Here is a 25,414-nt window from a genome sequence, read left to right as displayed (position 1 = left end):
AACGTCCTTTTGTTCAGGCAAGTGTTCCGATTGGGAGCAAAGCTTCGCTGTTGGATCGCACATCATCGAGCGCTTGCCGAATGGCAGACTTCCATTCGTCGAGCAGCGGGATCAATTGCTCGTCGAGCACGAAGGCGAGGCCGATGCTTTGATCGCGCAGGATCTTCAGGGGCAGGTGATACGCCACGATCACGTGCCCGCTTTCGGGATGCATGCTGAAGATCGGCAAGTACAGCCCGTTGTTGCTCGAATTGAATTCCAGCAGCACAGAGAACAGCGCTACCCTGTCTTCCTCCGCCTCCATGTCCCCTAGGTCCATGAGCAGGCGAATCTCTTTTCTCGCATCCAGGTACTCGATGCCGATGAGCGTATCGTCCAGTTGCAGAACACCTTGGTGCAGCAGCTCGCCTACTTCCTCGAAGCCGATCGCTTTGCAGAAATCCTGCATCAGCTCGACGTAGTCTTCCCTGCTCACGGCTGCACGACTGGATCTGGTGCTGACTCATTGAGGACGGCATCGAGTTGGGCGTTGATCTGAATGTCTGTCTCGGGCCACTCTGTGCCTTCCTCGGCCTCCTCTATGTCTGCATGGGGATTCACCGGAAAGAGCCTCACTGCGGGCAATCGCGGAGAAAATCCAAACCCCGCCTTCCCTTTGACCGCTTTAAAGAAATGACTTGGTGGCAGCTTGCCCCCTACCGACGGCATGGCCCGGGGATATTTTTTTTTCGTCTGGTACTGTGAAGGAATCCGGTTGCTGGTTTGGAACACGGGCATCACGAGTCTCCTTGTTTTTCAAACCAACGAGCCAGGAAGAGGCAAGGGGTCGACACCGGATGAATCACTGTCGAGTGCCTCCTGCAACCTGAGCTTCCAATCGTCCAGCAACGGGATCAGCTGCTCCGTGAGCACGAATGCGAGATCGACGTCTTCCTCCAGCAAGACCGGCAGAGGGATGTGGTAGGCCACCACGGGGTGATGGTTCTCGGGGTGCACGCTGAAAGTCGGCAAATACAAGCTGGTGTTGCCGAGGTTGGCTTCCAGGAGCAGCTCCAGCATCGCGTGCCGGTCGATGCCTTCCTCGATCTCTCCGAGATCCGCGAGCAGGCGAATTTCATCGCGCTCCTCGAGATACTCGATGGCGACCAACGTGTCGTTCACCTGCAGCAAGCCCCGATCCAGGAACTCGCCGGCGTCGCCGAGTTCCAGCTCCTCGCAAAGATCCTGAACCAGCTCGACATAGTCTTCACTACTCATGGGCCCGTCTCCTCATCAGATCGAACAAAGGAAGTTCACCTGATCAGTTGGTAACAATCGTGTCCTGGACACTCCGCCGGCGACCTGACTTTTTGTGACGGCGGCTCAAGCGACAATCAGTTTTCGGCGCCCAATGCGGTGCCGGTCAGCCTCCTCCCGAAATCATCACGCCGTCGGTGTCAACCCCGTGTCCGTCCTGCCGTCTTCATCACCCGAACGCGAGTTGTCGCAAATCCTTCGCGACGTCTTCGGCTATGCCGAGTTCCGCGGCCATCAGCAGGCCGTCGTCGAGCACGTCACCAGCGGAGGCGACGCGCTGGTCCTGATGCCCACCGGCGGCGGCAAGTCGCTGTGCTATCAGATTCCCGCGATCGCGCGACAGCGTGCGGGCCGTGGCGTGACGGTGGTCGTCTCGCCGCTGATCGCGCTGATGCACGACCAGGTGGGGGCACTGCACGAGGCGGGCGTGGCGGCGGCCTTCCTCAATTCCACGCTGGATTGGGAGCAGACGCAGGATGTCGAGCGCCGCATGCTGCGCGGCGAGATCACATTGCTCTACGCGGCGCCCGAACGCGTGACGACGCCACGCTTTCTCTCGCAGCTCGACGGGCTGCACGAACGCGGCAAGTTGTCGTTGTTTGCAATTGACGAAGCGCATTGCGTGAGCCAGTGGGGGCATGACTTCCGCCCGGAGTACCGTGCACTGACGGTGCTGCACGAGCGCTATTCGAGCGTGCCGCGCATCGCGCTCACCGCCACCGCCGACGCGCTGACGCGCGCCGACATCGTGGAGCGGCTGCAGCTCGAGGAGGCGCGCCAGTTCGTCTCCAGCTTCGACCGGCCGAACATCCGCTACACGATCGTCGAGAAGAAGGATCCGGCCACGCAGCTGCTGCGCTTCATCGAGCGCGAGCACGAGGGCGATGCGGGCGTTGTCTACTGCCAGTCGCGCAAGCGCGTCGAGGACACGGCCCAGACCCTGCGCGACGCCGGGGTCGAGGCCCTGCCCTACCACGCCGGCCTCGATGCCGCGGTGCGGCAGAAGCACCAGGACCGCTTTCTGCGTGACGAGGGCATCGTGATGGTGGCGACCATCGCCTTCGGCATGGGCATCGACAAGCCGGACGTGCGCTTCGTGGCCCACCTCGACATGCCGAAGAACATTGAGGGCTACTACCAGGAGACTGGCCGCGCCGGCCGCGACGGCGCCGCGGCCGATGCGTGGATGGCCTATGGGCTGCAGGACGTGGTGAACCAGCGCCGCATGATCGACGAGAGCCCCGCCGGCGAGGAGTTCAAGCAGGTGATGCGCGGCAAGCTCGACGCCCTGCTCTCGCTGGCCGAGGCCAGCGACTGCCGGCGGGTGCGGTTGCTGCATTACTTCGGCGAGCACAGCGCGCCCTGCGGCAACTGCGACAACTGCCTGAACCCGCCGCAGGTGTGGGACGGCACGGATGCGGCGCGCAAGCTGCTGAGCACCATCTACCGTGTGCAGCAGCAGAGCGGCATCAGCTTCGGCGCCGGCCACATCATGGACATCCTGCGCGGCAAGACGACGGAGAAGGTGACGCAGTTCGGCCACGCGAGGCTCAGCACCTTCGGCCTGGGCAGCGAGTTCAGCGAGGCGCAGCTGCGCGGCGTTCTGCGCCAGCTGATCGCGACCGGGGCGCTCTCGGTCGATGCGCAGGCCTACAACACGCTGCAGCTGATCGAGGGGTCGCGCGCGGTGCTCAAGGGCGAGGTGCAGGTGCTGCTGCGCGAGTCGGTGTCGTCGCCGGCCGAGCGGAAGAAGTCGAGGCGCGAGAAGCCGGCGCGCGGTGCGCCCTCGCCGGCCGCAGCCACGCTGGACTCGACGGGCCAGGCACGCTTCGCGGCGCTCAAGGCCTGGCGCGCCGAGGTGGCGCGCGAGCACAACCTGCCGGCCTATGTGATCTTCCACGACGCCACGCTCGCCGCGATCGCCGAGCGGGCACCGGCCACGCTCGAGGACCTGCAGGGCCTGAGCGGGATCGGCAGCAAAAAGCTGGAAGCCTACGGGGCGGATGTGCTCAGGGTCTGCGCCGCGTTCTAGCCTGGCTGGCGCCCGGGGCGGAGCAGCCGGTTCTCGAGGATCGGAGAGCGCACCAGGTAGGGCACGCGCTCGGCCTCGGCCTTGCGCATCGCGATGTCGGTCTTGCTGGCCGATGCCGGGGTGGGACAGACGCCGCCCCCGAGCAGATGCAATGCCACTGCGAGCCGGGCTTCCTTCGGATCGCCGAGCTCGTGCGTGAAGTCGTCCACCACCGCACAGGTCGGCTTGAAGCCATCGCCGTAGTCGCCGAAGCCCTTGTCGTTGACGCCCTGGAACTGGATCGCGTAATAGCTGGTGCCACAGTTGTCCTGCGGCGTGAAGCCGTAGGGCTTGCCGCACGTGCCGCCGCCGACCAGGTCGACGGTGATGCCGATGCCACGCAGGCTGTTGACGACGGACTCGCTGGCCGAGCAGGTGTCGGGGCCGCTGAGCACAGTGACGCGCGTCAGCCCGAGCTGCGGCAACGCGTATCCCGGAGCCACCGAGTACCCGAGCGCGGCGCCATGGAAGGGCATGGTGGCTTGCTCCGGCGTCAACTGGAACGGATTCTTGCTGTTGTACTGGAGTCGCTCGAAGGCCTTGCCCTGGGTCGCCGCGTTGGAGCTCACCATGTAGGCCAGCTCGCTCGCGATGTCGAGATAGCCGCCGCCGTTGTAGCGCATGTCGATCACGAGATCGGTGATGCCGATGGTCCGGAATAGCTCCATCGTGGAGGTGAGCCAGTATTCGGCTGTGGCAAGGTGTTCGTTGAAAAGCAAGTAGCCGACATACTTGCCGCCGCCGATGTTGAAGGCGTTCAGCGTCGGCACGGGATCGCGAGTGATCGACGCCGACGCGAGCGTGAGGGTGCGCTCGGTGCCGTCGTTCGCCCGCAGCTTGAAGCTGTGCTGCTCTCCCGCGCGCTGGGGCGCGATCGCGGCATTGAGTGCGTCGACATCCGTCCCGTTCACGACATCGATGCCGTCGATCTCGATCAGTCGATCACCGCGAGCCACAGCCGCCTGTGCCGCCGGAGAACCCGGCTCGGTGAACGCGACGCGGATGTCGCGCGGCGCCGAAGCGCCGATGAAGGCGAGCTGCATGCCATAGCCGATTTCGGTGCCGTTCTGCGCCAGTGCGCGCGCCTGCTCGGTGTTGGCGGTGAAATGGAAGCGATCCTTGGGTTTGCCTGACGCGGTGAGCTTCGGTGTCTTCAGCACATCGAAGTAGGAGACGGGGGTGGCGTAGTCCTGCGCGAGCAGGGTGGTGGACACCTCGTCGAACCACAGGTAGGTCTCGTCGATCCAGGCGCGCACCCAGTCTTTCTCGTTGGCCAGGGTGCCCTGGCGATCCGCGAAGGCGGCGTTGGTCGATGGGTCGATGCGATGCGGCGCGGCGCATTGGCCGGACACCGAAGCCGACGGAACGATGGTGGCTTGCGGGATGGGTGTCGGGGCGGGAGGGTGACCGACGGCTCGGGCACCGCAGGGTCGGGGACTCGCCAGGAGCCGGAGCCGGATCTCGGGAACCGGGGATGGCGCCGCTGCGATGGGCGGAAACATCACTGCGCCGCAACTGCCGCCGCCCCCGCAGGCGCCCAGCGCGATGATCCATGCCGCGCAGACTGCAGACCGCGCGACCTTCTTTTCGAGAATTCTCCCCATCTTTCCTCCAGGTGCGATGCGCCGGCGGAGTGCCAGTGCCGCGGGCATGCTAGGAGGCCTCATGTCACGCAGGTTGCAGGCGTGACATTTGTTCAGGTTTCATGGGGGCGACGATCGACGGCCGCGCTTGCACGGCCTTGTCGCAGTGACCGGGCTAAGGCTGCGTCGGCGGCCCCGTCACGACCAGCCGACTCTCCCGGGCCGGCGAACGCACGAGATACGGCGTGCCCTGCGCCTCCGACTTGCGCAGCGCGAGCTCGGCCTTGCTCGACCCCGCCGTCGGGCAGGTCCCGCTGCTGCGGAAGGTCAGCGCCGCAGCCAGCCGCGCTTCCGCCGGGTCGCCCAGCGCGTGGTCGAAATCGTCGGCCACCGCGCAGGTCGGCGCGAAGCCATCGCCGTAGTCGCCGAAGCTCTGGTTGTTGACGCCCTGGAACTGGATCGCGAAATAGGTGGTGCCGCAGTTGTCCTGCGGCAGGAAGCCATAGGGCTTGCCGCAAGTGGCGCCGCCGACCAGGTTGACGGTGACGCCGACGCCGCGCAGGCTGTTGATCACCGATTCGCTGGCGGAGCAGGTGTCGGGGCCGGCAAGCACGGTGACGCGCGAGAGGCCCAGGCGCGGCAGCGCCTGCCCGGCCGGAGTGGAGAAGCCGCGGGACGTCGCGTGGAAGGGCAAGGTGGTCTGCGCGGGTGCCAGGCGAAACGGGTTCTTGCTGTTGAAGAGGAGGCGTTCGAACACGGCGCCGCTGGTCGCGCCCCCCGAGCTGACCATGGAGGCCAGTTCGCTTGCGACATCGAGCAGGCCGCCGCCGTTGTAGCGCATGTCGATGACGAGATCGACGATGCCGGCACCTTGCAGTTGGTTCACTGCCGCGATCAGCGCCGCCTCCGCGGTCGCCAGATGGTCGTTGAACTGCATGTAGCCCACGGGCCCGCTGGCGGTGGCGATGGTCTTCACGTTCTGCACCGGAACGCGCGTGACGCGCGCAGCGGCCATCGAGAGCGTGCGCTCGGTGCCGTCGGGCGCACGCAGCTTGAAGGTGTGGGCTTCGCCCTCGCGCGCCGGCGCAAGCCCGGCGTTGAGCTTCGTGGTGTCGCTGCCGTTGGCGACGTCGATGCCGTCGATCTCCACGAGGCGCGTGCCGCGCACGATGCTAGCCTGCGCTGCCGGCGAGTTGGGCTCGGTGTAGGCCACGCGCACGTCTCGCGGCGGCGATGCGCTCAGGAAGGCAAGCTCGAGGCCATAACCGACATCCACGCCGCCCTGCGAGAGCGCGCGATAGGCGGCCGTGTCCTGCGTGAAGTGGAAGCGGTCCTTGGCGCGGCCTGAAGCCGTGAGCTTGGGCGTCTTGAGCACGCTGAACCACGCGATCGGCGTGGCGTAGTCCTTCGATGCCAGCGTCGTCGGCACCTCGTCGAACCAGAGGTAGGTTTCGTCGATCCAGCCGCGCACCCAGCGCTTCTCGTCGACGCTGGTGCCGAGGCGGTCGATGAAGGCGGCGCCCGTGTCCGGATCGATGCCGGTGCGCGGCGCGGCGCAGAGGCCGGCGACGCTGGAGGAAGCGACGATGGCATCGTCCTCGGCCGTGGATGCGGCTGGCTGCTGCGGCGTCGCGGCCAGCGGCAAGAAGGCGCCGCCGCCGCCTCCTCCCCCGCCCCCGCAGGCGGTCAACGCCACAGCGGCCGCGCACACTGCCAACAGCGCAGCCAGGCGCTGCAATCCAAACTCCATGAAGATCTCCCTCGCGCGCCGGCGCCCGGCGCGACGGCGTGCTGTCTCAGTGAACGAAGCCCATGCCGCGCGATTCGCGCACCTCGGGCTTGATGCGGTGCTCGGCCTCGAGCTGGTCCAGGAACTCGTCGGCCGAGAACGCGACGGCAAGGATATCCGTCTGGCGTTTCACGGCCGCGAAATCGCCGGGGCACAGCTGCTGCAGCCTGGCCAGACGCTGCTGTCGCTCGTTCGTCAGGCCGGCGGCATCGCCGTCCAGCGCCTCGGTGACGAACATGCGCTCGCGCTGCACCGGCGTCAGCGGCATGAACTTGATCTTGAAGGTGAAGCGTCGCAGCGCCGCCTGGTCGAGCCGGTCGAGCAGGTTGGTGGTGCAGACGAAGATGCCGTCGAAGCGCTCCATGCCCTGCAGCATCTCGTTGACCTCGGTCACCTCGTAGGTGCGCTGGGCGCCGCGGCGGTCCTGCAGGAAGCTGTCGGCCTCGTCGAGCAGGAGGATCGCCTGCTCGGCCTCGGCCTCCCTGAACATGGCGGCCATGTTCTGCTCGGTTTCGCCGACGTACTTGCTCATCAGGTCGCTCGCCTGCTTGATGATCAGCGGGCGGCCGATGGCCCGCGCCATGTGCTCGGCCAGCGCGGTCTTGCCGGTGCCGGGGGCTCCATAGAAGCACAGGGTGCCGTGGCCGCGCGCCTTGAGCGCCTCGACGATGCGCGGGATCTCGAAGCGGCTCTCGACGTTGAGCATGTCGAGGTCGTAGGTGGTGACGCTGCGGCGCGCGCCCAAGCCGCCCTGCGTGCCGAGCGCGAGGTCGGCATTGCGCAGCTGGCGCTCGATCAGGCTCTCGATGGAGGTGCCCTCGGACATGGCCAGCCCCGCGAAGCGCACCGCGGTGCGGATCTGCGCCGGCGTGAGGCCCTTGCGGGCGGCCAGCTTGGCGGTGAAGGCCTCGGACACGGCCACGCCCTCGAGTGTCTTGCGCACCAGTTGCTCGCGCGCGCCCGGCGGCGGCGACTTGAGCTCCAGGTGGTAGGCGAAGCGGCGCCGGAAGGCCGGGTCGATCTGCTCGATGCGGTTGGTCACCCAGATCGTGGGCACGGCATTGGATTCGAGGATCTGGTTGACCCAGGCCTTGCCGCTGACGCTGCCGCTGGCGGAAGCGGGGACCTGCTCGGCGCGTGCCATGAGCTGGGCCGCCTCGGTGCTGATCGGCGGGAACACGTCCTCGACCTCGTCGAACAGCAGTGCCGCCTGCGCGCTGCCCTTCAAGAAAACCTGCGCGATCTGCAGCGAGCGGTAGCGGTCGCGGCCCGACAGCGAATTGCCGTCGCGGTCGGCGTACTCCACTTCGAAGAGCTCCAGGCCCGCGGCCTGCGCCACCACCTTCGCGAGCTCGGTCTTGCCGGTGCCGGGCGGGCCGTAGAGCAGCACGTTCACGCCCGGTTCCTTGCGCGCCACTGCCGCGCAGAGCAGGGTGACGAGCATCTGCGCGTCTTCCTGGACGAATGCGAAGTCGTGCACTGCGAGCGCGCTCTTGGCCGAGGGCCGCGTGAACACGGCCATCAGCTCGTTGTGGTCGCGGTACTCGCGCATCAGCACGGGTGGCAGCTTTTCGCTGACCTTCATCAGGTCGGCGAGGTCGGTGATGTTGTGCTCGGAGATCAGGTTCTCGACCAGGCCGATGCGCTCCAGCCGCGAGCCGGCGCGCAGCGCCTCGCCCACGTCGCTGGCATTGACGCCGGCAACCTCGGCGATCGCGGCATAGGCCTCGGGCGCGTTGTTGACCTTGAACTCCACCAGCAGCGAGCGCAGGTCGCGCTGGTAGCGCGCCAGGGTGCCGTAGAGCAGCAGCGCGCGCTCGGCCTTGTTGAGCTGCAGCAGGCCGGCGAGCGCATCGATGTTCTTCTCGACCAGCGTCGACTGCTTGCGCAGCGCATGGGTGAGCCAGTCGCGTGTGGCCGACAGCACGGAGAGCAGGTCCTTGGGCTGGTCCTTGGCGTATTCGTCGAGGTAGAAGAAGAGCGTGCCTTCCTCGTAGGGGCCGCGCCAGACGCCGTGGCGCTCCAGCAGCGTGCGGCCGTCGAAATGCTCGACGCCTTTCCAGACATCGTTGCCAGCGCAGCGGCGGCCGAGGAATTCGCGCAGGCGCTGCAGCACGGCCAGCGGCCAGACCAGGTGGCGGCCGGTCAGCGAGAGCAGGCCGTTGAGGTCGCGCCGCACGTTGAAGCGCGGGCCCTGCTTGGCCGCCAGGGTGAGCACGAAGTGCGAGCACATGAGCTCGAGCACCGGCGCTTCCTTGAGTCCGGGCGACGGCAATGCATGACCGCGGGAAGCCGCGGCCACGACATCGGTACCGGAACGCTTGACCATCGAGCAACCCCCAGCTAGGAGAACACGGAAACTGATCGCGACCATAGCGCAGAGTTTTGGCTTGGGGAAGACTCGGGGACAGTAAAAACCCGGATGTTGCGATTCCGTCCACAATGCCGCCCATGCTTGGAATCGACGACATCGAACGCGCCGCCGAGCGCCTGCGAGGGCAGGTGCTCGATACGCCCTGTGTGGAATCGCGCACGCTGTCCGAGATCGTCGGCGCGCAGGTCTTCCTCAAATTCGAGAACCTGCAGTTCACATCCTCCTTCAAGGAGCGCGGGGCCTGCAACAAGTTGGTCGACCTGTCGGAAAAGGGCGTCCGGGGCGTGATCGCGATGTCGGCCGGCAACCACGCCCAGGGGGTGGCCTACCACGCCCAGCGCCTGGGCTTGCGGGCCCTGATCGTCATGCCGCGCTTTACCCCGGGCGTGAAGATCGAGCGCACCCGCGGCTTCGGCGCCGAGGTGGTGCTGCACGGCGACACGCTGGACGCGGCGCGCGCCCATGCCCTGGCGCTGGCGGAGCAGGAAGGCCTGGCCTTCGTCCACCCCTACGACGACGAGGCGATCATCGCCGGGCAGGGCACCGTGGCCCTCGAGATGCTGGCCGTGGCGCCGCGGCTCGACGCCCTGGTGGTGTCGGTGGGCGGCGGGGGGCTGATCGCCGGCATGGCGCTGGCGGCCCGGGCGCGGCAGCCGGGCATCGAGATCGTGGGGGTGCAGACGCGGCGCTTCCCCACCATGGTCAACGCCGTGCAGGGCACGAACCATCCGCTGGGGCAGAGCACCATCGCCGAGGGCATCGCCGTCGGCACGCCGGGCGTGCTGACGCAGGCCATCATCAGCGAGCAGGTGAACGACCTGCTGCTGGTCGACGAAGGCGACATCGAGCAGGCGGTGCTAATGCTGCTGGAAATCGAGAAGACGCTGGTCGAGGGCGCTGGGGCGGCCGGGCTGGCGGCGCTGATCCGGCATCCCGAGCGCTTCAAGGGCAAGCGGGTCGGGCTGGTTCTTTCGGGCGGCAACATCGATCCGCTGCTGCTGGCGGCGATCATCGAACGCGGCATGGTGCGTGCCGGCCGGCTCGCCCGCGTGCGCGTCAGCGCGCGGGACGTTCCGGGCTCGTTGGCCCAGATCACGGCCACTGTGGCGGAAGCGGGCGCCAACGTCGACGAGGTTCACCACCAGCGCGCCTTCACCATGCTGGCGGCGCAGAACGTGGACATCGAGCTGGTGTTGCAGACCCGCGGACGTGCCCATCTGACGGCGGTGCTCGAGGCCCTGCGCAAGGCCGGGCTCGAGGCAAACGAGCAGCGCTGAGTGTGCTGGCAAGCCCCTAGACCGGGGCGCTCGAGTCGGTCGGTAAAATGGTCTCAGTTTTGCGTACCCGAGGAATAACCATGTCCAATCCCACTCCTGTCGATCCGGCCAAGTCCGCCGCCGTCGAGGCCGACGCGGTCGAGTCGATCGTTCCCCTCATGCCCCTGGTGTTGCCCATCGCCGGCGGGGTTTTGATGCTGCTGCTGGCCTCCATCGCCGTCTACATGGCCTGACACCCGGCTGCGGCAGCGGCGGACACCGCGAGGACCGCCGCCGTTCCAGGATTGCGGACTCCGCTTCGGGGTGCGCGGATCCCTCCTCTCCCGAGACGGGAAACGTTTTTTCCAACGGACCTCGGTGCCCCCCGGCCCCTGAGCCCCGTTCGGAAAGACGATTTTCAACTTAGGAGACTCTATGAACGCACCGCTCAAGGGCCTTGCCGTGCAGGCACCCTCGTACGTCAAGAACGCGAAGCTGATCGCCTGGGTGGCGGACATGGCCGCGCTGTGCAAGCCCGAAGCCATCCACTGGTGCGATGGCAGCCAGGAGGAATACGAGCGCCTGTGCCAGCTGCTGGTGGACGCCGGCACCTTCAAGAAGCTGAACCCGGCCAAGCGGCCCAACTCCTTCCTCGCGAGCTCCGACCCGAGCGACGTCGCACGCGTCGAGGACCGCACCTTCATCTGCTCCGAGAAGAAGGAAGACGCCGGCCCCACCAACAACTGGATGGCGCCGGCCGAGATGCGCGCCACGCTGCAGCCTCTGTTCGACGGCTGCATGAAGGGCCGCACGATGTACGTCGTGCCCTTCAGCATGGGCCCGCTGGGCTCGCCGATCGCGCACATCGGCATCGAGCTGTCCGACAGCCCCTACGTGGCGGTCAACATGAAGATCATGACCCGCATGGGCAAGGCGGTGTACGACGTGCTGGGCGCCGAGCGCGAGTTCGTGCCCTGCGTGCACACGGTCGGCGCGCCGCTGCAGGCCGGCGAGAAGGACGTGGCCTGGCCCTGCAACAAGACCAAGTACATCGTCCACTACCCCGAGACGCGCGAGATCTGGAGCTACGGCTCGGGCTACGGCGGCAACGCGCTGCTGGGCAAGAAGTGCTTCGCCCTGCGCATCGCCTCGAACATGGGCCGCGACGAAGGCTGGCTGGCCGAGCACATGCTGATCCTGGGCGTGACCAATCCGGAGGGCAAGAAATACCACGTGGCGGCGGCCTTCCCCAGCGCCTGCGGCAAGACCAACTTCGCGATGCTGATCCCCCCGGCCGGCTTCGAGGGCTGGAAGGTGACGACCATCGGCGACGACATCGCCTGGATCAAGCCCGGCGCCGACGGCAAGCTGCATGCGATCAACCCCGAAGCCGGCTACTTCGGCGTCGCGCCCGGCACCAACATCCAGACCAATCCGAACTGCATGGCCAGCCTGGACCACGACGTGATCTTCACCAACGTGGCGCTGACCGACGACGGCGACGTCTGGTGGGAAGGCATGGGCGAGGCCCCGGCGCACGCGATCGACTGGCAGGGCAAGGACTGGACGCCCGCCATCGCCAGGGAAACCGGCGCCAAGGCCGCCCATCCGAACGCACGCTTCACCGTCGCCGCCGCCAACAACCCGGCGCTCGACGACGCCTGGGATGACCCCAAGGGTGTGGCGATCGACGCCTTCATCTTCGGTGGCCGCCGCTCGACCACGGTGCCGCTGGTGACCGAGGCGCGCAACTGGGTCGAGGGTGTCTACATGGCCGCGACCATGGGCTCCGAGACCACCGCCGCTGCGGGCGGCCAGCAGGGCGTGGTGCGGCGTGATCCCTTCGCGATGCTGCCCTTCGCCGGCTACAACATGAGCGACTACTTCCAGCACTGGCTGGACCTGGGCAAGAAGCTCGAGGCCGCGGGCACGCGCGCGCCCCGGATCTACACCACCAACTGGTTCCGCAAGGGCGCGGACGGCAAGTTCGTCTGGCCGGGCTACGGAGAGAACATGCGCGTGCTGAAGTGGATGATCGACCGCATCGAGGGCAAGGGCGAAGGCACCGAGCACGTGTTCGGCGTCAGCCCGCGCTATGAAGACCTCAACTGGACCGGCCTGGACTTCAGCGCCGAGCAGTTCGACACCGTGACCCACATCGACAAGGCGGCCTGGCAGGCCGAGCTGAAGCTGCACGCCGAGCTGTTCCAGCAGCTGGCGCATCACCTGCCGAAGGAGCTGCCGGCGACCAAGGCCGCGATCGAGCAGCGGCTCGCTGCCTGACCGAGGCCCAAAAGAAAAAAGCCGCCCGAGGGCGGCTTTTTCATGGGCGCGGCGGGATCAGTAGTGCTGGCCCAGATTCACGCGGCGCAGCGCCGTGTACAAGGTCGGCACGCTGTCGTCGGCGAGCTTCGCCGATTGCGCAGAGGCGGTCACGGGCGCTTCGGCCGAGTCTGCTTCCTGGCGTGTGCGGATCGCCTGCAGCTCGCGAAGGATGCGCGGGTCGAGCTTGGCGTAGGCCAGGAATTGCTCATCGGCACGGGCCGCAGCGCGTCGGCGAGCGGCGCTGCGTGCCGCAGAGACCGCGCGAACGGCCAGCGTGCGGGCGGTACCGGCGAAGAAGGCGAGCGTTGCGAAGGCCACGCCCCACAGCACGAGCCAGGCGACGAGCAGGCCGCCGTCGTTCCAGGTCGACATGAGCTTGTCGGCGACAACGAGCAACGAGGCGACGATGGCCGCCAGCAGCAGTGCTGCGAGGCCGCGCGCGCCGTCGAAGCTGCGGCGGGCAGCGCGAATCTGATCGATGACGGCTTCCGCGCGGGCGACGCCCGGGTGAGTGGCCGGTTGTTCAACGTGGACAAAGCTGGTCATGGTGAAGTCCCTCCTAGGACGACGAGTGGCTGATACCGATGCAGTGATATTAGTGGTTTCCCTAGTACTTTTCTACTTAAGCTTCATGATGTCTATCATTCACAGCAATGATAGATGTCAACTTTCGCACGCTGGATCTCAACCTCCTGCGCGTCTTCGACGAGGTGATGGCGGAGCGCAACCTCACGCGGGCGGCGCGCAACCTCTCGATCACCCAGCCGGCCGTGAGCAATTCCCTGCGCCGGCTGCGCGAGACGCTCGGCGACGAGCTGGTGCGCCGCTCCGGCGCGGGGGTCGAGCCCACACCCCGGGCGCTGGCGCTGTGGCCGACTGTGCGCGATGCCCTGCGGCAACTGCAGCACTCGCTGGCGCCGGGCGAATTCGATGCTGCGGTCGCCGACGACACCTTCGTTCTTGCCATGGCCGATGCGACGGCGGCCGAGCTGATACCCGGCCTTGTCAGGATCGTCGAGGAAGAGGCGCCGGCGATCTCGCTGCGCGTGCTGCCGCTGACCACCCGCGACCCCCGGCGGCTGCTCGAGAGCGAGGAGGTCGACATGGCGATCGGCTACTTTCCGGCCGTCGTCGCCAACCTGGCCGCGCGCGGCCAGTCCGATGCCGCCCTGCTGCCCTTCGAGACGCAACGCCTCTACGTCGGCGAATATGTCTGCGTGATGCGGCGCGGCCATCCGCTGGCGGATCAGGCGCTGACGCTCGACGCTTTCTGCGCCGCGCGACACCTGCTGGTGAGCTTCTCGGGCCGGCCCTACGGCTTCATTGACCAGACGCTGGGCGCGCTGGGGCGGGAGCGGCGCGTCGTGGTCACCGTCAACCAGTTCTTCACGGCCGGCCGCGTGGTGGCCAATTCAGACCTGCTGACGGTGCTGCCCCGCCATTTCGTCAAGGTCACGGGGATCGACGAGCAACTGGTCCTGCGCGAGGTGCCGTTCCAGCAGCCGCTGGTGCACGTGGACGCCATCTGGCACCGCCGGGCGCAGCACGGTCACGCCCATGGATGGTTGCGGCAGGCGCTGTTGCGCTCCGCGAGGGCAGCCTTTGCCGGCGCGCCGGGCGGCCTGGTTTAGCGGACGACGCTGAGCCAGGCGCTGGCGGCGGCGCGCAGTTCCTGGGCTTGATGGGCATTCATGCCGGCGCGGGAATCGGCGCTTTCCATCAGGGCCGCGGCGGGGCTGGCAGGGACTTCGAGGGTCTTGGAACGGAACAGGCGTGCCACCTGGGCAAAAAGGCTGAACATGAAGCTTGCGCGGCCCATAGCCCGCGCTGGAGTGATGATGAAACCAAGATTAAGGGTTTTCCCCAGTATTTCCAGCCTCGGGTTATGCGCGTCGCGCATAGGGATATTCGCCTAGACTGGCCGGCATGAAGCTCCAGCTGCTCTCGGATCTGCACCTGGAAGTGCACCCGCAGTTTCGGATCTCGCCGGCGGCGGGTGCCGACCTGCTGGTCCTTGCCGGGGATATCGGGTCTTATCAGGCGGGATCCCGCCTCATCGAGCCCGATTTCGGCCTCACCCGCTTTTCCCCGCGCCATGGCTGGCCGACCCCGGTGCTCTACGTGCCGGGCAACCACGAGTACGACAACGCCGACTTCGACCAGACGCACGAGCGCCTGCGCACGCTCTGCGAGGTGCTCGACATCCAGTGGCTGGAGCGCGAAACCCGTGTCATCGGTGGCGTCCGCTTCGTCGGCACCACCCTGTGGGCCGACTTCGATGCCCTGGTCGAGCCCGGCGACAGCATGACGGAGGCACTGCGCAAGCGCGGCAAGGCCATGCGCGCCGCCAACTTCTATCTGGAGAAAGCAGTGACCCTGCGGGCCGGCGAAGTCTTCCTCGCCGAGCCTCTGAGAGAGCACTCACTGACGTGTCAGGCGTGGCTGCGAAAGGCATTGGCCGAAGACTTCGATGGCCCCACCGTGGCCATCACGCACTTCGCGCCGACGATGGCCAGCGCCGATCCGCGCTACGGGCTGAGCCCCGGCACCGCGGGTTTCTGCAACTCGCTCGACGAACTGCTGCCCCGGGCCGACCTGTGGCTGCACGGCCATCTTCATTGCGCCTTCGACTATGTGAAGGACGGGTGCCGGGTGGTGGCGAACCCGTTGGGCTATGTGGGCAAGGGCGAGCAGGAGGGCTTCAGGCCCGACTTGCTCATCGAGGTGCCGCCGAGGCGGCCGGACCGCGCCGCCTGAGCGTCTGGCCTCAGGCCGGCTTCACGCCGGCACGGCCAGCCTCGACCACGAAACGCGCCTGGGTGTGGAAGCGCGCATCGGCCACCACAGGATGCGCGGTCGCGCGGAACTCGCAGTGCAGGGACTTCTGCGTGGCCTCGATCAAGGCATAGCCGCGCTCGTCGCCGCGCGCATGGCGCACGTCGGGATTGTCTTGCCGCAACCAATCCATCGAAGTCCGGCTGGCGCCGCGCGAGCTGATCGAGCCGCCGACGAACTCGCTCGCGACCACCGGCGACGCGGTGTCGTTGGGCACCACGCGCAGGTCCGCCGCGACGTACCGGTGCACATCGCCCCCCAGCACCACCACGTCGCGCAGGCCCGCGTCGGCGATGCCCTGCAGCAGTTGGCGGCGCGCCTCGGGATAGCCGTCCCAGCCGTCGGTCCAGAACTGGCGGCCGCGCGGCGCCTCGAGGCTGGTCGGGCTCATCTGCGTGGACTGGCCCATCAGCTTCCACTGCCGGTCGGAGGCGGCCAGGCCCTGGGCCAGCCAGCGTGACTGCTCGGCGCCGAGCATGGTGCGCGACGGGTTCCCCAGCGCCTCGCAGCCGATCACCAGACGGCCCCAGTCATGCGCCGGATCCGGGCAGGCATGGTGGCTGCGGTATTGGCGGCAATCCAGGGTCCAGAGCTCGGCCAGCCTTCCCCAGGCGAAGCGATCGTGGATGCGCATCGCTGCGCCTTGCGGCGGCAGCAGCAATGGCATGTGCTCGAAGTAGGCGCGGTAGGCCGCGGCGCGGCGCTGCAGGAAGAGGCCGGGTTCGGTGTAGGCCGGGTCGCGGTCGTTCGCATAGTCGTTGACCACCTCGTGGTCGTCCCAGGTCAGGATCCACGGGTGCGCCGCATGTGCGGCCTGCAGGTCGGCATCGCGCTTGTAGAGCGCATGGCGCGCGCGGTAGCCCTCCAGCGTCGTCGGGATGGGCGCGTCGTGCCGGCGCAGCTCTGGGGTCCGGCTGCTGCCTTCGTAGATGTAGTCGCCGGCGAACAGCACGAAGTCGAGCTCGCGCCCCGCGATCTCGCGATGTGCCGCGTAAAAGCCATGCTCGTAGTTCTGGCAGGCCCCGAGCGCGAAGCGCAAGCGCGCCACCGCCGCATCCGGGGCGGGGGCCGTGCGCGTGCGGCCTACCGGGCTCTGCGCATCGCCGCACTGGAAGCGATACCAATACTCGCGCTGCGGCGCCAGGCCCTGCGCATGGACGTGCACGCTGAAGGCACGCGCGGCTTCGGCCTGCACCTCGCCCTGCGCCACCGGCCGCTTGAGCTCGGCATCGCCGAAGATCTCGTAGCGCACGGCGCAGCGCTGAAGGCCTTCGAGGCCCGGCTCGTTCTCTGCAGCCAGCCGGGTCCAGAGCACGACGCTGTCGTGCCGCGGCTGCCCGCTGGCGACGCCGAGGGTGAAGGGATTCGAGCGCCAGCGCGGCGCCGGCTGCGCGTGCAGCGGGCGCACCGCCGACCACCCGCACAGGGCGAGCCACAGCGCGGCACGGTTGAGGTCTCGACGGCGAAAGTCCATGGGTCTTTTCTACAGCAGTTCCTCGCCCAGCCAGGGCAACACCAGCCGCCTATGATCGCGCGCATCTTCGAAGGACAGCGGCAGCAAGGGATACGCGTGCTCAACGGCTTGTGGCTCGGTTTTTTTCTGGCGGCAGCACTGGCTGCGTTCTCGCGCTGGCTGATCGGCGGCGATGCCGCGGTGTTCGCCGCCTTGGTCGAGAGCCTGTTCGCCATGGCCAAGCTCTCGGTCGAGGTGATGGTGCTGCTCTTCGGCACGCTCACTCTGTGGCTGGGGTTCCTGCGCATCGCCGAGGCGGCGGGGCTGGTGGCCGGGCTCGCGCGGCTGCTCGGCCCCTTGTTCCGGCGCCTCATGCCCGAAGTGCCCGCAGGCCATCCGGCGCTGGGCCTCATCACCATGAACTTCGCGGCCAATGCCCTGGGGCTGGACAACGCGGCCACGCCCATCGGGCTGAAGGCGATGCGCGAGCTGCAGAGCCTCAACCCCAGCGCGACCACGGCCAGCAATGCGCAGATCCTATTCCTGGTGCTCAACGCGTCCTCCCTCACGCTGCTGCCCGTCACCATCTTCATGTACCGGGCGCAGCAGGGCGCGGCCGATCCGACGCTGGTGTTCCTGCCGATCCTGCTGGCGACCAGCTGCTCCACGCTGGTGGGGCTGCTCTCGGTGGCTTTCATGCAGCGGCTCAGGCTGTGGGACCCGGTCGTGCTCGCCTACCTGCTGCCGGGCGCCCTGCTGCTCGCCGGCTTCATCGCGCTGCTCGCCATGCTCTCGGCCGCGGCGCTGGCCTCGCTCTCCTCGCTGCTGGGCAACCTCACGTTGTTCGGCATCGTGCTCGTCTTCCTGCTGGCCGGTGCGCTGCGGCGCGTGAAGGTCTACGAGTGCTTCGTCGAGGGCGCCAAGGAAGGCTTCGACGTCGCGAAGAACCTGCTGCCCTACCTGGTGGCGATGCTGTGCGCGGTCGGCGTGCTGCGGGCTTCGGGCGCACTGGACATGGTGCTCTCAGGCATCCGCTGGGCCGTCGGCCTGACGGGGTGGGACGCGCGCTTCGTCGACGCCCTGCCCACCGCGCTGGTCAAGCCCTTCTCCGGCAGTGCCGCGCGCGCGATGCTGATCGAGACGATGCAGAGCCACGGCGTCGACAGCTTCGCGGCACAGGTCGCGGCCACCATCCAGGGCAGCACCGAGACCACCTTCTACGTGCTGGCCGTCTACTTCGGCGCGGTCGGCATCCAGCGCGCGCGGCATGCGGTGGGCTGCGCCCTGCTCGCCGAGCTGGCCGGCGTGCTGGGCGCGATCGGCGTGGGCTACTGGTTCTTCGGCTGAGCGGCCTTTTGCAGGCCACGCGACCCCGCGCGACAGCGGCGCGCGGGGTGATCGGCCAGAATAGCCCCTCACTTCCCAGCTTCCCCGTGACCGCTCCCGCCCAGGCGACACCGCCCTCCTTCACGACCGACGAATTCCGCGATGCCCTGGGCATGTTCGCGACCGGCGTGACCATCGTCACGGCGCGCGCGGCCAACGGACGGCTGGTCGGGCTCACCGCCAACTCCTTCAACTCCGTGTCGCTGGCTCCGCCCCTGGTGCTGTGGAGCCTCGCGCGCAGTGCGGCCTCGATGGCGGCGCTCAGCACCGGCTCGCACTACGCGATCAACATCCTGGCTGCCGACCAGAAGGACTTGGCCGAGCGCTTCGCCACAAAGGGCGTGGACCGCTGGGCCGATGTCGACTTCATCGAGGGCGTGGGCGGCGCGCCGGTGCTGGCGGGCGCGGCCGCGACCTTCGAGTGCTTCAACCGCAGCCGCTACGACGAGGGCGACCACGTGATCTTCGTCGGCGAGGTCGAGCGCTGCACGCACAGAACGGGCGCCTCGCCGCTGCTGTTCCACGGCGGGCGCTTCTACACCGAGCACCCGCTGTAGTCGCGCTCGCTCAGCGCCGGAGGCTGAGCTTGTAGCGGAAGGTGTCGGCGCGGTAGACAGCAGTCTCCAGATGCACCGGGCCGCCGCCGGCCAGGTGCAGCAGGCGCTCCACCTGCAGCACCGGCGCGCCGGGCTCGAGCTGCAGCAGCTTCGCCTCCTGCGGCTTCGCCAGGCCGGCGCCGATCTCGAGCTGGGCCTCACCGATCTCCAGGCCGCCCTCATGCTCGAAGACCTCGATCAGGTCGCGCTGCGAGAAGTCCACGCGTGCCAGCCGCTCGCCCAGGAAGCGTGGCAGGTAGGAGCTGTTGACCGACAAGGGCTCGCGGTCCAGGTAGCGCAGCGTCTGCAGGTGGTACACCGTCTCTCCCGCCGGCAGCTGCAGCTGCCGCGCCACCGCGGCCGGCGCCTTCACTTCGCGCCAGGCCAGCCGCTTGCTGCTGACGGCGTGCTGCTCCAGCGAAAGCGCCTCGTTGAGTCCCTGCAGCCGGTTGAGGCTCTGGGCCGCCTTCGAATGGGACACGAAGGCCCCCTTTCCGTGCAGCTTGACGATCAGCCCCTCGGCCTGCAGCGCGCCCAGCGCCTGCCGCACGGTGATGCGGCTGACGCCGTGCGCCGCCGTCAGCTCGGATTCGGAAGGCAGCTTTGCCCCCGGCGCCAGCTCGCCGTCGAGGATGCGCGCGCGCAAGGCGTCGCGCAGCTGCGCATGCAGCGACTGCGGGAGCTCAGCCATGGATGGCCCCATCGCCAACGCTGGCATGCGACTTGCGTCGCTTGTCATAACTTGTCATAACAAGTAGATTCGGCACCGCCAGGGTGCTTCTTTTCCGTTCATTCACCGACCGAGGAAATCGACCATGTCCGCAGCCCGAGCCTTCTTCTTCCATTCCACCGCCGCCGCGCTGGCCCTCGGTGCCAGCGTCGCCGCCGCCCAGGCCCAGGGCTATCCCGCCAAGCCGATCACGCTGATTGTGCCGTTCAGCGCGGGCGGTGGCGTCGATGCGACGGCGCGCCTGCTCACCGCCAAGCTGGGTGAGCAGTTGAAGCAGCCGGTGGTGATCGAGAACGTGGCCGGCGCGGCCGGCACCATCGGCACGCAGAAGGCGGCGCGTGCGCCGGCCGATGGCTACACGCTGCTGTTCGCGGTGGCCAGCCCGCTCAACGTGGCGCCGCTGGTGGCGCCTTCGGCGGTGCGCTACGACAGCTTCAAGGACTTCGTGCCGGTGGCCACCGTGGGCACCTCGCCCTTCGTGCTGATCGGCAAGACCGCCCTGCCCGCGCGCACCACGGCCGAGCTGATCCAGCTGGCGAAGGCGCAGCCCGGCAAGCTCAACTTCGGCACCGACGGCGTGGGCACCTCGCTGCATATCACGGCCGAGATGTTCAAGCAGCGCGCCGGCATCGACCTGATGCACGTGCCGTACAAGTCGGGCCCGCAGGTGCTGACGGATGTGGCGGGCGGCCAGGTCGACCTCGCGGTGCTGCCGCTGTCGCTGGCGCAACCCTTCGTGAAGGACGGCAAGGTGCGCGCCTTCGGCGTCACCTCCGTGGCCCGTTCGCCCAGTGCGCCGGCCATCCCCGCACTGGGCGAGACGCCCGAGCTCAAGGGCCTGGAAATGGACGCCTGGCTCGGCGTGCTCGCCCCCGCCGGCACGCCGGCCACCGTGATCTCGGCGTGGGTCAGCGCGCTCGACGCGACGCTCAAGGACCCGGAGATCGCGCGCAAGCTCGCCGACATCGCCGTCAAGCCGCAGCTGATCGCCGGCCCCGCCTTCGCCGACTACCTGGCGAAGGAGCGCAAGACCATCGCCGACGTGGTTCAAACCGCCGGCATCAAGGTCGAGTAAGGAAGAGGGAGCGCGCCCATGCTGATGTCGCTTGCCAGCGCCTGGATCGTGCTGCCGGCCGTGCTGCTGGCCGGCGGGCTGATCGGCGCCAGCGGCATCGGCGGCGTGCTGCTGGTGCCGGTGCTGACCAAGTTGGGCGAAGTGCCGCTGCCGCAGGCGATCGCCGCGGCCTCGCTGGGCTTCGCGCTGCCGGCGCTGGTGGCGCTGCGCCCGCTCTTGCGCGAGCGCGCGGAGGCGGCGCGCTGCATCCCCTTGCTGGCCGGGGCGCTCGCGGGTGCGGGCGCCGGTGCGCTGCTGGTGCGCTGGCTGCCCGCCGCCGCGCTGATGACGGGCGTGACCCTGCTGGTGCTGTTCTCGGGCTGGCGCGGCCTGAGCGCCGCGGCCGCGGCGCCGGCCCCCGCCGCGCCGCTCGGCACGCCGCTGCTGCTCGCGCTCGGCGTGGCGGTCGGACTCGGCTCCGCGCTCACGGGCACCGGAGGCCCGGTGCTGGTGCTGCCGCTGTTGATGCTGCTGCGCCAGCCGGTCGGCTTTGCCGTGATGGCCGCGCAGGCCGTGCAGCTGCCCGTGGCCCTGGCCAGCAGTGCGGTGCATGCGGTCGAAGGTCGCCTCGACCTGCGGCTGGCGGCGCTGTGCGGCCTGCTGATGCTGGCAGGCTCCCTCGCCGGGCAGCGCGCGGCCGCCGGGCTCGACATGCGGCAGCTGCAGCGCTTCGTCTCGCTGCTGCTGCTCGCCGTCGGCAGCTGGTTCGCCTGGCTGCTGCTCGCCTGATCTGATCGAAGGAAGTGCCATGCTGTCTCCCGAAGTTCTGCAACCAGACCGGCCGTTGTTGCTGGCGCCCGCATGGGTGATGCTGCCCGAAGGCCCGCGCCAGGGCCTCGGCGTCGTGGTGCGCGACGGCCGCTTCGCGCAGGTGGGCCCGCTGGCCGACGTGCGCGCCGCGCATCCCGGCCTCGCCACCATCGAACTGCCGCAGCGCCTGCTGATGCCGGGCCTGATCGACACCCATACCCACCTCACCCAGTCCTTCGGTAAGGCGCTGGCCTTCGGCGAGCCTTCGGAGATCTTCCGCCGCATCTGGGTGCCGATGGAGGCCACGCTCGACGCCGACGCGGCCTATCTCTCGGCCAAGCTCTCGGCGCTGGAGTCGCTGCGCGGCGGCTTCACCACGGTGGTCGATGCGGGCACGCGCTCCGAGGCCGGGCTGGATGCGGTGGCCAACGCCGCACGCGATGCCGGCATCCGCTGCGTGCTGGGCATGATTTGCAACGACGCGGGGCTCGAAGGCGGCGAAGCCGCCGCCCGCCGCATCCTCGATGCGGCCGCGACCTTCCTGGCCCGGCTCGAGCACGACCCGCTGGTGCACCCATCCCTCGCGATCTCGATCCCCGAGGCCGCGACCGACCGCATGCTGCGCGCGGCCGCCGCGCTCACGCTCGAAAGCGGCCGGCGCTTCCAGACGCATGTCAACGAGCACCTGGCGGCCGTCGAACGCTCGCTGGTGGCGCGCGGCCTGCGCCCCCTCGAAGTGCTGCACGCCTGCGGCGCGCTCAATGCCTCGGCCCTGCTGGCCCATGCCACCCTGCTGACGCCGCGCGAGCTGGGCCTCCTGCGCGACAGCGGCGCCACCGTGGCCTACAACCCGGTGGCCAGCCAATGGAAGGGCAATGCGGTGCTCGACGCCGGCCTGCTGGAGATGCTCGGCGTGCCCTTCGGCCTGGGGACCGACGGCACGCGCGCCGACGGCTTCCGCCTCATGGACGCCGCCGAGGCCACCCAGCGCCTCACGCAAGGCCTGGCCAAGGGCGACTCCTCCTGCGGCGGCGGCTGGCTCTGGCTCGACCACGCGACGCACCGCGGGGCCGAAGCCGCAGGCCTGGGCACGCTCACCGGCCGCATCGCCGAGGGCCTGGCCGCCGACTTCCTGCTCCTCGACCTGGAAGTGCCCGAGTTCGTGCCGAGCTGGGACCTGAGCTGGGAGCTGGTGCGCTTCGCGAACCGCGACCAGATCGAGGCGGTGTTCGTGCACGGCGCGCTGCGCCTGTGGAAGGGCTGGCCGGTCGACTGGGACGCGCGCGCGCTGATGCGCGAGGTGGCGACGATCGCGCGCCGCGATGTCAGCCGCGCGCCGATCCAGCGCGTGCATCCGGTCGCCGACCTGCACCGCGCCCGGCAGCAACCCGGCAAGCCCGCCTGAAGCTTTCGCGAAGGCGGGCTACGATCGGCCCATGCCCTCACGCCTGCGCCGCGGCGCGCCCGCGGCACTGCTCGCCGTGGCCTGCGCGGCGGCCGCCGCCAGCCCCGAGAAGAAGAACTGGTTCGACGATCCCTTCTTCCAGGTGTCGTCGGGCGCGCGCGGCTGTCCCGTGCCCGAGGGCCCGCTCTACACCGAGGAAGAGCGTCGTTCCCAGATGCATGCGCGGCTGGAGCGCGGCACCAGCTGCTGGCTGGAGGGCCGCTGCAAGGACAGCAATGCCTACCGCTACGACAAGGCCATCGCGCCCCAGGTGCAGGCCGCGCTCGCCGCCGTGCCGGGCGTGCGGCGCGCCAGCCTCTGGGCCGTCGTGCAGCGGCGCTGGGTCTATCTGCAGGGCTGTGTGCCCTCGCGTGCGCTGGCGCGCCGGCTCGAACAGGCGGCACGCGCCGTGCCCGAGGTCGAGCTGGTCGTCGACGACCTGATGGTCGGCACGCGCGGCAAGCCGCCCTATCCGGTTGCGAGCCCCTGACAACGTCATCAGAGACATACCGAGCAAGAAGAATGATCGAACGCAAGAACCACCTCGACACCCGCGCCACCACCCTGCTGCTCGCCTGCTGCGCCTTCTGGGGCCTGCAGCAGATCCTGATCAAGACCACCGTGACCGAGGTGCCGCCGCTGTGGCAGGCCTCGATCCGCATGACGGGTGCGGTGTTGCTGCTGTGGCTGTGGTGCCTGTGGCGCCGCGTGCCATTGTTCGAGCGCGATGGCACGCTGGCCGGTGGCCTGATCGCCGGCCTGCTGTTTGCCGGCGAGTTCGTCTGCATCTACATCGGACTGCAGCACACGACGGCATCGCGGCTCACCGTGTTCCTCTACACCTCGCCCTTCGTGGTGGCGTTGCTGCTGCCGCGCTTCGTGCCGGCCGAGCGCCTGCGCGGCGTGCAGTGGCTGGGACTGGCCATCGCCTTCACCGGCGTGGTGCTGGCCTTCAGCGAGAGCTTCGGCCACAGCGGCACCGGTCAATTGCACGGCGACGCGCTGGCGCTGGTGGCCGGCGTGCTGTGGGGCCTGACCACGCTCGCGATCCGCACCACGCGGCTCGCCACCGCCAGCGCCGAGAAGACGCTCTTCTATCAAATTGCGGTCACGGCCGCGGTGTCGCCTCTGCTGTCGCTGGCGCTGGGCGAGCGCTGGGGCTTCGCCTACTCGGGCTACGCCTGGTTCTCGATCTCGCTGCAGACCGCGATCGGCGCCTTCGCGAGCTACCTGGCCTGGATGTGGATGCTGCGGCACTACCCGGCCACGCGCATCTCGTCCTTCACCTTCCTCACGCCGCTGTTCGCGCTGGTGTTCGGCGTGGTGCTGCTCGACGAGCCGCTCACGCTGCAACTGGTGCTGGCGCTGGCGGGCGTGGCGCTAGGCATCGTGCTGGTGAACCGGAGGACGAGCCCGACGGTGCAGGCCGAATCCATTCACCGCGCAAGCTGAAGAAGAGAATCTGTCCGGCTGCACGCCACACGGAGATGCGAGCGATGAACTTCCAGCCCCTCCTCGACGAGATTGACGAAGAGATCCGCCCGCTGCTGGGCCAGGGCGGCACGGTGGCCAGCTACATCCCCGCGCTCGCGCGCGTGCCGGCGCAGCAGTTCGGTATTGCGCTGCGCACCTGCCAGGGCGCAGAGGCCTCGGCCGGCGATGCGGCAACGCCCTTCTCGATCCAGAGCATCTCCAAGCTCTTCACGCTCACGCTGGCCATGCGGCACCTCGGCGATGCGCTGTGGGAGCGCATCGGCCGCGAGCCCTCGGGCAACCCCTTCAATTCGCTGGTGCAGCTCGAGAGCGAGCACGGCAAGCCGCGCAACCCCTTCATCAATGCCGGCGCCATCGCGGTGGCCGACCGGCTGCTCTGCGACGGCGATGCCAAGGCCGAGCTGCTCGCGCTGATGGCGAGCCTCTGCGGCGAGCCCATCGGCTTCGACCCCGAAGTGGCCGCCTCCGAGGCCGCGACGGGCTACCGCAACTACGCGCTGGCGAACTTCATGAAGAGCTTCGGCAAGCTCGACAACGCGGTCGAATCGGTGCTCGACCTGTACTTCCACCAGTGCGCCCTGCGCATGAGCTGCGTGCAGCTGGCGCGCGCCGCCGGCTTCCTGTGTCGCGACGGCCGTCATCCGCGCGGCGGCGAGGCCGACATCACGACCGAGCGCCACACGCGCCGCATCAACGCGCTGATGCTGACCTGCGGCACCTACGATGCCGCCGGCGACGTCGCCTTCTCGATCGGCCTGCCCTGCAAGAGCGGCGTGGGCGGCGGCATCGTGGCCGTGGTGCCGGACCAGCTCACGCTGTGCGTCTGGTCGCCCGCGCTGGATGCGACGGGCAATTCGCTGCTGGGCAGGAAGGCGCTGGAGCTGTTCGTCGCGAAGACCGGGCTGTCGGTGTTCTAGC

24 protein-coding genes are annotated in these 25,414 nt (G+C 68.6%); 14 read left to right on the top strand and 10 right to left on the bottom strand.

The genetic code is table 11. The features are described from left to right. Positions 1-13: 13 nt before the first annotated feature. Genes GXN78_RS14075 through GXN78_RS14065 form a run of 3 tightly spaced genes read right to left on the bottom strand, consistent with a single transcriptional unit; the run spans position 14 to position 1,257 of the window. Positions 14-475 (bottom strand): CesT family type III secretion system chaperone, encoded by a 462-nt coding sequence (locus GXN78_RS14075; protein ID WP_106560728.1) that lies wholly within the window; start codon positions 473-475, stop codon positions 14-16. Beyond that, positions 472-777 carry a hypothetical protein gene (locus GXN78_RS14070; protein ID WP_146163195.1) on the bottom strand — a complete coding sequence of 102 codons (306 nt, stop codon included), beginning with the start codon at positions 775-777 and terminating at the stop codon, positions 472-474. The genes GXN78_RS14075 and GXN78_RS14070 overlap by 4 nt, the downstream gene beginning before the upstream one ends. Positions 778-795: 18 nt before the next feature. Then, positions 796-1,257, bottom strand: coding sequence for a CesT family type III secretion system chaperone (locus GXN78_RS14065; RefSeq protein ID WP_106560729.1), 462 nt, complete (start codon positions 1,255-1,257; stop codon positions 796-798). Between the two features lie 133 nt (positions 1,258-1,390). Here GXN78_RS14065 and recQ point away from each other — a divergent pair, with 133 nt between their 5' ends. Then, positions 1,391-3,328, top strand: coding sequence for a DNA helicase RecQ (gene recQ / locus GXN78_RS14060; protein WP_106560730.1), 1,938 nt, complete (start codon positions 1,391-1,393; stop codon positions 3,326-3,328). Here recQ and GXN78_RS14055 read toward each other — a convergent pair. From GXN78_RS14055 to GXN78_RS14045, 3 genes are all read right to left on the bottom strand, one after another. Continuing rightward, entirely contained in the window at positions 3,325-4,971 is a 1,647-nt protein-coding gene (locus GXN78_RS14055; RefSeq protein ID WP_239142711.1) for a S41 family peptidase, read from the bottom strand. The two genes, recQ and GXN78_RS14055, sit on opposite strands and share 4 nt — an antisense overlap. Before the next feature lie 154 nt (positions 4,972-5,125). Then, positions 5,126-6,700 (bottom strand): S41 family peptidase, encoded by a 1,575-nt coding sequence (locus GXN78_RS14050; protein WP_106560731.1) that lies wholly within the window; start codon positions 6,698-6,700, stop codon positions 5,126-5,128. Positions 6,701-6,746: 46 nt separating this feature from the next. After that, entirely contained in the window at positions 6,747-9,068 is a 2,322-nt protein-coding gene (locus GXN78_RS14045; RefSeq protein ID WP_106560732.1) for an ATP-binding protein, read from the bottom strand. 122 nt (positions 9,069-9,190) lie between these two features. Between GXN78_RS14045 and GXN78_RS14040 the strand changes: the two genes are divergently transcribed. The 3 genes from GXN78_RS14040 (at position 9,191) to GXN78_RS14035 (ending at position 12,652) form a co-directional block, all read left to right on the top strand. Further along, a complete protein-coding gene (locus GXN78_RS14040; protein WP_181360691.1) occupies positions 9,191-10,390 on the top strand; it encodes a threonine ammonia-lyase in 1,200 nt (399 codons plus the stop codon). 80 nt (positions 10,391-10,470) lie between these two features. After that, positions 10,471-10,623, top strand: coding sequence for a hypothetical protein (locus GXN78_RS40830; protein WP_181360692.1), 153 nt, complete (start codon positions 10,471-10,473; stop codon positions 10,621-10,623). A 181-nt stretch (positions 10,624-10,804) separates the two neighbouring features. Next, on the top strand, positions 10,805-12,652 hold the full coding sequence (locus GXN78_RS14035; RefSeq protein WP_106560734.1) for a phosphoenolpyruvate carboxykinase (GTP): 1,848 nt from the start codon (positions 10,805-10,807) through the stop codon (positions 12,650-12,652). A gap of 57 nt (positions 12,653-12,709) precedes the next feature. On the opposite strand, the gene GXN78_RS14030 is transcribed toward GXN78_RS14035, so the two are convergent. Then, positions 12,710-13,240, bottom strand: coding sequence for a hypothetical protein (locus GXN78_RS14030; protein ID WP_106560735.1), 531 nt, complete (start codon positions 13,238-13,240; stop codon positions 12,710-12,712). Between the two features lie 110 nt (positions 13,241-13,350). Between GXN78_RS14030 and GXN78_RS14025 the strand changes: the two genes are divergently transcribed. Then, the gene (locus tag GXN78_RS14025) at positions 13,351-14,325 is read left to right on the top strand and encodes a LysR family transcriptional regulator (RefSeq protein WP_106560754.1); all 975 of its coding nucleotides are present in this window, start codon (positions 13,351-13,353) and stop codon (positions 14,323-14,325) included. On the opposite strand, the gene GXN78_RS14020 is transcribed toward GXN78_RS14025, so the two are convergent. Next, on the bottom strand, positions 14,322-14,594 hold the full coding sequence (locus GXN78_RS14020) for a hypothetical protein (RefSeq protein ID WP_146163196.1): 273 nt from the start codon (positions 14,592-14,594) through the stop codon (positions 14,322-14,324). The genes GXN78_RS14025 and GXN78_RS14020 overlap by 4 nt on opposite strands. Positions 14,595-14,620: 26 nt before the next feature. On the opposite strand from GXN78_RS14020, the gene GXN78_RS14015 reads away from it, so the two are divergent. Then, positions 14,621-15,451, top strand: coding sequence for a metallophosphoesterase (locus tag GXN78_RS14015; protein ID WP_106560737.1), 831 nt, complete (start codon positions 14,621-14,623; stop codon positions 15,449-15,451). A 10-nt stretch (positions 15,452-15,461) separates the two neighbouring features. Here the strand turns inward: GXN78_RS14015 and GXN78_RS14010 are convergent, their stop codons facing one another. After that, positions 15,462-17,003, bottom strand: coding sequence for an alkaline phosphatase D family protein (locus GXN78_RS14010; protein WP_106560738.1), 1,542 nt, complete (start codon positions 17,001-17,003; stop codon positions 15,462-15,464). Between the two features lie 96 nt (positions 17,004-17,099). On the opposite strand from GXN78_RS14010, the gene GXN78_RS14005 reads away from it, so the two are divergent. Then, the gene (locus tag GXN78_RS14005) at positions 17,100-18,329 is read left to right on the top strand and encodes a spore maturation protein (protein ID WP_106560755.1); all 1,230 of its coding nucleotides are present in this window, start codon (positions 17,100-17,102) and stop codon (positions 18,327-18,329) included. 86 nt (positions 18,330-18,415) lie between these two features. Then, positions 18,416-18,925 carry a flavin reductase family protein gene (locus GXN78_RS14000; protein WP_106560739.1) on the top strand — a complete coding sequence of 170 codons (510 nt, stop codon included), beginning with the start codon at positions 18,416-18,418 and terminating at the stop codon, positions 18,923-18,925. A gap of 10 nt (positions 18,926-18,935) precedes the next feature. On the opposite strand, the gene GXN78_RS13995 is transcribed toward GXN78_RS14000, so the two are convergent. Further along, positions 18,936-19,655, bottom strand: coding sequence for a GntR family transcriptional regulator (locus tag GXN78_RS13995; RefSeq protein ID WP_164255459.1), 720 nt, complete (start codon positions 19,653-19,655; stop codon positions 18,936-18,938). A 124-nt stretch (positions 19,656-19,779) separates the two neighbouring features. Between GXN78_RS13995 and GXN78_RS13990 the strand changes: the two genes are divergently transcribed. The 6 genes from GXN78_RS13990 to GXN78_RS13965 are packed head-to-tail and all read left to right on the top strand — an operon-like array spanning position 19,780 to position 25,413. Beyond that, on the top strand, positions 19,780-20,769 hold the full coding sequence (locus GXN78_RS13990) for a tripartite tricarboxylate transporter substrate binding protein (protein WP_106560741.1): 990 nt from the start codon (positions 19,780-19,782) through the stop codon (positions 20,767-20,769). Between the two features lie 18 nt (positions 20,770-20,787). Then, on the top strand, positions 20,788-21,537 hold the full coding sequence (locus tag GXN78_RS13985) for a sulfite exporter TauE/SafE family protein (RefSeq protein ID WP_239142710.1): 750 nt from the start codon (positions 20,788-20,790) through the stop codon (positions 21,535-21,537). Positions 21,538-21,556: 19 nt separating this feature from the next. Beyond that, a complete protein-coding gene (locus tag GXN78_RS13980) occupies positions 21,557-22,963 on the top strand; it encodes an amidohydrolase family protein (RefSeq protein WP_106560742.1) in 1,407 nt (468 codons plus the stop codon). Positions 22,964-22,994: 31 nt separating this feature from the next. Beyond that, positions 22,995-23,492, top strand: a complete 498-nt coding sequence (locus GXN78_RS13975; RefSeq protein WP_106560743.1) for a BON domain-containing protein — start codon at positions 22,995-22,997, stop codon at positions 23,490-23,492. A gap of 32 nt (positions 23,493-23,524) precedes the next feature. Continuing rightward, entirely contained in the window at positions 23,525-24,454 is a 930-nt protein-coding gene (locus GXN78_RS13970) for a DMT family transporter (RefSeq protein ID WP_106560744.1), read from the top strand. A gap of 35 nt (positions 24,455-24,489) precedes the next feature. Further along, positions 24,490-25,413 (top strand): glutaminase, encoded by a 924-nt coding sequence (locus GXN78_RS13965; protein ID WP_106560745.1) that lies wholly within the window; start codon positions 24,490-24,492, stop codon positions 25,411-25,413. The last annotated feature ends 1 nt before the right edge of the window (position 25,414 follow it).

The sequence above is a fragment of the Variovorax sp. WS11 genome, assembly GCF_010499245.1.
Classification (GTDB): domain Bacteria; phylum Pseudomonadota; class Gammaproteobacteria; order Burkholderiales; family Burkholderiaceae_C; genus Variovorax.
This window is presented reverse-complemented; position numbering and strand designations above follow the sequence as displayed.